The sequence below is a fragment of the Paraburkholderia sp. Ac-20347 genome (assembly GCF_017104805.1).
Taxonomy (GTDB): domain Bacteria; phylum Pseudomonadota; class Gammaproteobacteria; order Burkholderiales; family Burkholderiaceae; genus Paraburkholderia; species Paraburkholderia tropica.
In genome coordinates this window covers 1-4,294 of sequence record NZ_JAAGPN010000427.1, presented here as the reverse complement: position 1 = coordinate 4,294, position 4,294 = coordinate 1, and the positions used below count along the sequence as shown (strand labels likewise).

Here is a 4,294-nt window from a genome sequence, read left to right as displayed (position 1 = left end):
GGCGGCGTGGGCGTCACGCGTTGCAGCGCGACGGCGGCGCGCGTCATCAGCGAATCGGCGCGGCCGACGGTTTTTTCCTGCACCGTCTGCACTTTCTGCTCGATCTCTTCCTGATACTGCGGCAGGTCGGCGGCGAGCTGCACGAGCTGCGCGCCGATCAGCGCGCTCACGCCCGCCAGCGCGAGCACCGTGGCCAGCACGGCGATCAGGATCGAGAGGAATTCGGGCAGGCGCACGCGCCGCAGCGTGTTGACGAGCGGCGCGAGCAGAAAGCTCAGCAGCACCGAGAGCGTGATCGGAATCAGCACCGCACGGCCGAAGTACAGCGCGCAGACCACCGCCACGCCGGTAATCACCGAGGCGAGCGTGTGGACCGTGGGCGTGCTCGGCGGGAACACGCGGTTGCGGCGGCCCGCGGCGGAACCGGGATGCGGTATCTGCCAGGGCATGACATACGGACGACCGGACCCGTCGTCGGACAGGCGCTCGGAAGCGCCGTCGGAACCGGCATGCGGACCGTCGGAAGCGGAATCGGACGGTCGGCGAGACGACGCGTCGGGCGGCTGCGGATAATTCATGGCGATGCGGTCAGCGTTGCGGTAAGGGTTCGGGCGGCAGCAGCGCCCGCCTGGTTTTCATCGTAGCCGCCCGGGCGTGGGCCGGTTGGCGCAGGTTGGCGCAGGTTGGTGCGGGATGGCGCGGGTTGGCACGGGTTGGCGAGCGTCGCGCTCATCGAGAACAAAACGCGCGCCGGGACGTGAGCGTAACGCATGCAGGCGACGGCGCGCAGTTCGAAACGGCCTCGGCGCGCAACGTCAGGGTTTGGGCGCCTGCAGTTCCTGATTGCGCGAGCTGAGGAACTGGATCAGCCCGTCCACGCCGCCCTGCTGGATCTTCTCGTTGAACTGCGCGCGATAGGTCTGGATCAGCCACGCGCCCAGCACGTTCAGGTCGTAGAGCCGCCAGCCCTGCGGCGTCTTGTAGAGCCGGTAGTCGATCTCGACGGGCTTGCCGCTCGTCTGCGCGAGCGTGCGCACGACCACGTCGGTGTCGCCGGGCGCGTTGCGCATCGGCTGATAGTCGATCTGCTGGTCGGGCTTGAGCTGCGCGAGCGCGCCTGCGTAGAGATGGATCAGCAGGAGCTGGAACTGGTCCATCACCTGTTGCTGCTGCGCGGGCGTGGCGGTGCGCCAGTGCGGTCCCATCGCGAGCCGCGTGGTGCGGCGGAAGTCGACGTACGGCAGGATGTCGCGATCGACGATGCCGCGAATGCGCGCGATATCGCCGGGCGCGATCGACTGCGTGCGGACTTCGTCGAGCACCTGCTGGGTCGCCGACTTGATGAGCGCCTGCGGGTCCGACTGGTCGACGCCCTGCGCGGCGCGCGCGGCCGCGGCGAAGCCGCCGAACCCGCAGGCAAACAGCGTGACAAGCAAAAAGAGCTTCTTCATTCGATATCTCGTCCGTCTCGATCGTGGGGAAGCGGGCCGGCGCGCGGCGCGTTGGCGACACGTTGGCGGCACAGAAACCGCTGGCGTCCAGTCTAAAGCGTCGCCGCGAGGGCGGCCGCGACGCGGGCAGCGCGCGGGCGCGTGAAGACTGGGAAGGCACGGGAAGCGGGTTGAAATCCGCGTCGAAATTACGGTGATGAGATCGGCTCAACGCGAACGAAGAACCGCGTCGCAGACCGGAAGTGCGCAAGCGTAACGCAACGCCGCGCGTGATCCGAGGCGCGCTGTTACGTTACGTTACATATGAAGAAAACTTGTTACAGATGTTTCCCGGTGGCGGAAAGCATCTGTCGGCGTCTGTCCGAAATGAACGGATTCGATCAAAACCCGACGGCCCTGCCCGCATGTGACGGCCGGCGCGACTCCCGCCGCACCGGCCCTGATTGCGCGCTTATCGACAGCTCAATCGCGCTTCCTCCCCTCACTACCCTGCTCCCGGCCGCCCGGCCAGCCTTGCGCCGTGGGCTCGGCGAAGAACGCCTCGAGCCCGAACAGCCAGGCGACGCACCATGACAGGCGTGACAGCAAACGAGACAGCACGCCGGCAGAAACACTGTCTTCCCCCTGAACTTCCCCGGATTGCGCGTCCGGCAGTCCCGATGCGGAGAACACGGCCCCTGCCGTTCCGCTCGCGAGACTCCCCGGCGTCGATTCCTGTCGTGAAACGGGATCGATCTTCATATTGCACCCCTCTCCTCGTTTTTGTGTGTGGCGGGCTATAAAGAGCAATGTCCGTACCAGCCCGAACCGGGTCGCGCGCGAGCCGCCGCGAAGCGCTCGAAAGCGGCTTCCTCCGCCCTGCGTGCGCCACCGCACGGAAGCCGCGCGCCCGCTTTCTCGTCGCCGCCACACCCCGACACTGTAAAAACTACAAGCACGGCGTGAAAAAGCGAAAAACCCCGTGATTACAGCACGCCCGGCGTGTCGCGAAGGTGCGCTGCGGCACGTAACGAGCCCCTCGCGATCGCGAACTTTTTCCGGATGCGTAATAGCTTCAATCGGGTGGATGGTGTAAGGTGCATCGGTCCGTCTCGAAAATGAGACCGCCGAAAACGAGAGGAGATCGTATGACCACGCCCGATCGGAGCCGCCTCGCGGACGTCCTGACTCAGCACCGCGACGCCCTGCTGGCCGACTGGATCCGCCTGCATCTGCCGATCGCCCTGCGTCGCGGTCTGGCGATGGAAGCCGAGATCCGCGAGCAGTTCTCCGCCTTCCTCAACGTTTTTCTCGACACGCTCTCGCGCGCCGACACACTCGACGCCTCGCGTCCCGAATGGGAGCCGGTGCGCGCCTTTCTCGCCGACATGTCCGCGCACCGCGCGCGTCAGGGCTACACGCCGGTCGAGACCGCGACCTTCGTGTTCTCGCTCAAGCAACCGGTCTACGCGCGGCTGCGCGAGGCGTTCGCGAGCGCGCCCGCCGAACTCGCCGATCTGAGCTGGTCGGTCAATCTGCTGCTCGACGGCCTCGGTCTCTACACCACCGAAGCCTTCCAGAAGAGCCGCGAGGCGATCATCGCGCGCCAGCAAGAGGAACTGCTCGAACTCTCCACGCCCGTCGTGCAACTGTGGGAAGGCATTCTCGCGCTGCCGCTGATCGGCACGCTCGATTCGGCGCGCACCCAGGTGGTGATGGAGAGCCTGCTGCAGAAGATCGTCGATACCGGCGCGAGTCTCGCGATCATCGACATCACCGGCGTGCCGACCGTCGACACGCTGGTCGCCCAGCATCTGCTCAAGACCGTCGCCGCCGCGCGCCTGATGGGCGCGGACTGCATCATCAGCGGCATCCGTCCGCAGATCGCACAGACCATCGTGCATCTGGGCGTCGATCTGACCAACGTCACCACCAAATCCACGCTCGCCGACGCCTTCACGGTCGCGCTGCAACGCACCGGCTCGACCATCGTCACGCCGAAGGCCGTCTCTTGAATGACGCGAACCACGCGAGCCGCGTGAACCGCGTGAGCGCCACGACCGCCGCGCGCACGGGCGCGCACTGATAGCTACGAGGACGCGCGATGGACCGAATTCCGATTCTGCGCATGGGCGACTGCCTGATCGTCACGATCCAGGTGGACATGCACGACCGTCTCGCGATGGCGCTGCAGGACGACCTCACGGCGCGCATCGTCAAGGACTCGGCCAAGGGCGTGCTGATCGACATCTCCACGCTCGACGTGGTCGATTCCTTCATCGGCCGCATGATCAGCAACACCGCCGCGATGGCGATGGTGCTCGACGCACAGACCGTGGTGGTCGGCATGCAGCCGTCGGTGGCGATCACGCTGGTCGAACTGGGGCTCACGCTCGACGGCGTGCGCACCGCCCTGAACGTGGACAAGGGCATGGCGCTGCTCAAGCAGCGTCGCGTCTAGCATGGCGTTTGCTTTCGACATGAACGGCACCGGCGCGAGCGAACAGACCGTGGCTGAAGTGAGCCTGCGTTCGGACGAGGAGATCGTCCGGCTGCGCCAGATCGTGCGCGATCAGGCGATCGCTCTCGGCTTTTCGCTGATCGAACAGACCAAGTTCGTGACGGCGGCCAGCGAACTCGCGCGCAACACGCTCCAGCACGGCGGCGGCGGCGATGCGCGCGTCGAAGTGCTGACGGCCGGCGTGCGCGTGGGCCTGCGGCTGACGTTCATGGACCGCGGCCCCGGCATCGCCGATATCGACCGCGCGCTGCAAGATGGCTTCACGAGCGGCAACGGCCTCGGCCTGGGACTCGGTGGCTCGCGCCGCCTGTGCGACGAATTCAAAATCGACTCGTCGCCCGGA

Annotated in this window: 6 protein-coding genes; 3 read left to right on the top strand and 3 right to left on the bottom strand. The window is 66.5% G+C overall.

Going from position 1 to position 4,294, the window contains the following annotated elements; translation table 11 throughout:
* From G3N97_RS36900 to G3N97_RS36890, 3 genes are all read right to left on the bottom strand, one after another.
* On the bottom strand, window positions 1–449 hold a 449-nt coding region (locus G3N97_RS36900), incomplete at its 3' end, for an AI-2E family transporter (protein WP_205997708.1).
* Window positions 450–815: 366 nt separating this feature from the next.
* Window positions 816–1,451: an ABC transporter substrate-binding protein gene (locus tag G3N97_RS36895; RefSeq protein WP_205997706.1), complete on the bottom strand. Its 636-nt coding sequence runs from the start codon at window positions 1,449–1,451 to the stop codon at window positions 816–818.
* A 462-nt stretch (window positions 1,452–1,913) separates the two neighbouring features.
* The gene (locus tag G3N97_RS36890) at window positions 1,914–2,192 is read right to left on the bottom strand and encodes a hypothetical protein (RefSeq protein ID WP_205997705.1); all 279 of its coding nucleotides are present in this window, start codon (window positions 2,190–2,192) and stop codon (window positions 1,914–1,916) included.
* A gap of 386 nt (window positions 2,193–2,578) precedes the next feature.
* On the opposite strand from G3N97_RS36890, the gene G3N97_RS36885 reads away from it, so the two are divergent.
* The 3 genes from G3N97_RS36885 to G3N97_RS36875 form a co-directional block, all read left to right on the top strand.
* Complete coding sequence (locus G3N97_RS36885) at window positions 2,579–3,445, top strand: STAS domain-containing protein (protein ID WP_205997704.1); 867 nt, start codon at window positions 2,579–2,581, stop codon at window positions 3,443–3,445.
* Window positions 3,446–3,534: 89 nt separating this feature from the next.
* The gene (locus tag G3N97_RS36880) at window positions 3,535–3,891 is read left to right on the top strand and encodes an STAS domain-containing protein (RefSeq protein ID WP_205997703.1); all 357 of its coding nucleotides are present in this window, start codon (window positions 3,535–3,537) and stop codon (window positions 3,889–3,891) included.
* A gap of 19 nt (window positions 3,892–3,910) precedes the next feature.
* On the top strand, window positions 3,911–4,294 hold a 384-nt coding region (locus G3N97_RS36875; protein WP_205997707.1), incomplete at its 3' end, for an ATP-binding protein.